A 2,082-nucleotide genomic window follows, 5' to 3' on the forward strand; every position below is an offset into this window, starting at 1 on the left:
AAGCGGCCTTCAACGTGTGGCGACGGGCGGCACGCGCGAGGCCCAAGCTTCGATCGGTTCGTTCGGCATTGCAGGAAGTTCGACCCAGGTACTTGCGATCGTCGGCATCCTCCACCGGTTTTAGAACCTTTCGATCCGGGCGGCGCGAAACGTAACGCCACGGCGTTAGCAGGCGCGCTGTAATCAAGTGCCGCGCCGCCTTTATTAACTCGGCCGAATGCACATCGTCGAAACGACAAGCGTCCGCGGCTGTTCTCCGCAGCGCGGACGCACTATCAAAGAAGACTCGAAAGTCAGTCACGAAAGCAAAGCGCCACTAACGACACTCGAAAAAACGATTCAATCGGAGGCTATCGATGGCGAAACGAGCCCACGCTTGGCCAGAAATGCAAACATGCCCTCCTTCTGACCTTCCGTCGCAAACGCGGCATGAAAAAGCCGACGCTCGTGCAGCATGCCTTCACTCAATGGCTCAAACGCCCGGTTGACGGCTTCCTTGGCTAGTCGCACGGCGGGCAGGTTGTATCCGGCGATGGTGTGCGCGGCCTCCAGCCGGCTTTCCTGCGCCCGCCACGCTAGGCCCCGTTGACGGCCTCCTTGAACGGTTTACCTGCAGTGAACTTCACGGTTTTCGCGGCTGGGATCGTAATGGTTTCGCCCGTCGAGGGATTGCGTCCGGTGCGCGCCGACCGGACGCCCGTCGAAAACGATCCGAAGCCCACCAGTTGTACCGTGCCGCCCTTCGTCAATTCAGCGGTAATCGAAGTGCCAAGGAGTCGTGCCCGACATTGTCACGCTGGGCAAGCCGATGGTAACGGCTACCCGGTGGCTGGCCATGCGGTGCGCCCAGAGGTGGTCGCCGGCTTCGGCCATGATATGCGCTACTTCAATACGTTCGGTGGCAATTAAATGGCGATCACGGCCGCGCAGGCAACGCTCGACGTGCTGGGCGGCGACGCTAGAGGCGTCGCAGTTGCACGCCTGCGATCCTTATGTCGTACACTACCCGCCGTCGAGCGGGAGTGCGTCTGGGTGATGTCTGGCGCGCAGGTCACGCCGCGAGGCGGCGTGCAATCGACCTATGTCACACCACGCGTAAAAATCAGTGCGAATTCGACCGGCCTGAGCGCGAATGCGCTAAGCCAGATGGGCCATATATCAGGCTGACGCGTTGAAACCAACGAAAGATGCTCAATACTATTCCCTGCTATCGCACGAAGCATCGAATTGTCGTCGAGGGTCAAGCACTCTCGTCGCACACCTGAGCCGATTTCCTTCCAGCGCAATCAGCTGTCGCTCGAGTAGGCCGTCGACCTCGTCCTGAGCGAGATCGATCTGATGGGCGCGGATTTGATCACCATCAACGCGGCCAACTCATGGGGACTTAGCATCTCGCGTCTCCTAAAATATCGGGATGACAAAGGGGTCGATCGATCCTTCTTTCGCTTTAGAGGCGATTTGGGCGGCTGAACCGGGCGGGATGTCATGATCAATGCCATTGGTCGTCGCGTTACACCGTCGCCTGTGGCTGCACGGGATACGAGGCTACATACATGGCCGCGTCACGTCGGCCGCGCGCAGACAGCTTGACGGCCAGCACATCGCGAAACATCTCAAGACTTGCCGGACCATGCGTTTCAAGGAATGAAAGCACAGTGCTTTGGACTTCCTGGCGCAAGCTCTCGTCGGTCTGGCAGCTTGCTATACAGGACGCACCGCGTGACAGTTCGAGTTGAAAATCGAATTGCCTGTACAGCAGGTGCCTGCCTCGAACGTTGATGCCCGGCATCTCGCATTCTCCAGCACGTTGGATTCCATTCCAGGAAGTCTATCGGGCAGATTCGTTGACGTTTTATATTGCCGGGGCGTACGTAAAGGAAGGTATCCGGACGTGCCGGCAGCACTGGGCGCCGCACCGGCTTTTCTTGTGGTAGGCGCGCGGTATCGGCTGCGGTCTTATATGCGGCCTTTTGCAAGCCGAAGCGAGCTAACGTCAAGAGTGGTGTACGGGCAACGTTAAGGCAGGGGCTATCAGGCGGCGAGTTTCTGCTGAACCGGTCGATCGTCTTGCACCGGTTCGCC

The 2,082-nt window shown here is 59.0% G+C and carries 1 protein-coding gene and 3 pseudogenes; 1 reads left to right on the top strand and 3 read right to left on the bottom strand.

The features are described from left to right. Positions 1-350: 350 nt before the first annotated feature. Both H3V53_RS42815 and H3V53_RS42820 read right to left on the bottom strand, forming a co-directional pair. Positions 351-555, bottom strand: a pseudogene (locus tag H3V53_RS42815) (enoyl-CoA hydratase); the annotation flags it as partial. A gap of 20 nt (positions 556-575) precedes the next feature. Continuing rightward, positions 576-764: pseudogene (locus H3V53_RS42820) on the bottom strand (HU family DNA-binding protein); the annotation flags it as partial. Positions 765-772: 8 nt separating this feature from the next. Here H3V53_RS42820 and H3V53_RS42825 point away from each other — a divergent pair. Further along, positions 773-906: pseudogene (locus H3V53_RS42825) on the top strand (aspartate aminotransferase family protein); the annotation flags it as partial. Positions 907-1,510: 604 nt separating this feature from the next. Here H3V53_RS42825 and H3V53_RS42830 read toward each other — a convergent pair. Next, positions 1,511-1,789 (bottom strand): hypothetical protein, encoded by a 279-nt coding sequence (locus H3V53_RS42830; protein ID WP_336602989.1) that lies wholly within the window; start codon positions 1,787-1,789, stop codon positions 1,511-1,513. Positions 1,790-2,082: the final 293 nt, after the last annotated feature.

This window comes from Paraburkholderia bengalensis (assembly GCF_037126505.1).
In the GTDB taxonomy this organism is placed as follows: Bacteria; Pseudomonadota; Gammaproteobacteria; order Burkholderiales; family Burkholderiaceae; genus Paraburkholderia; species Paraburkholderia bengalensis.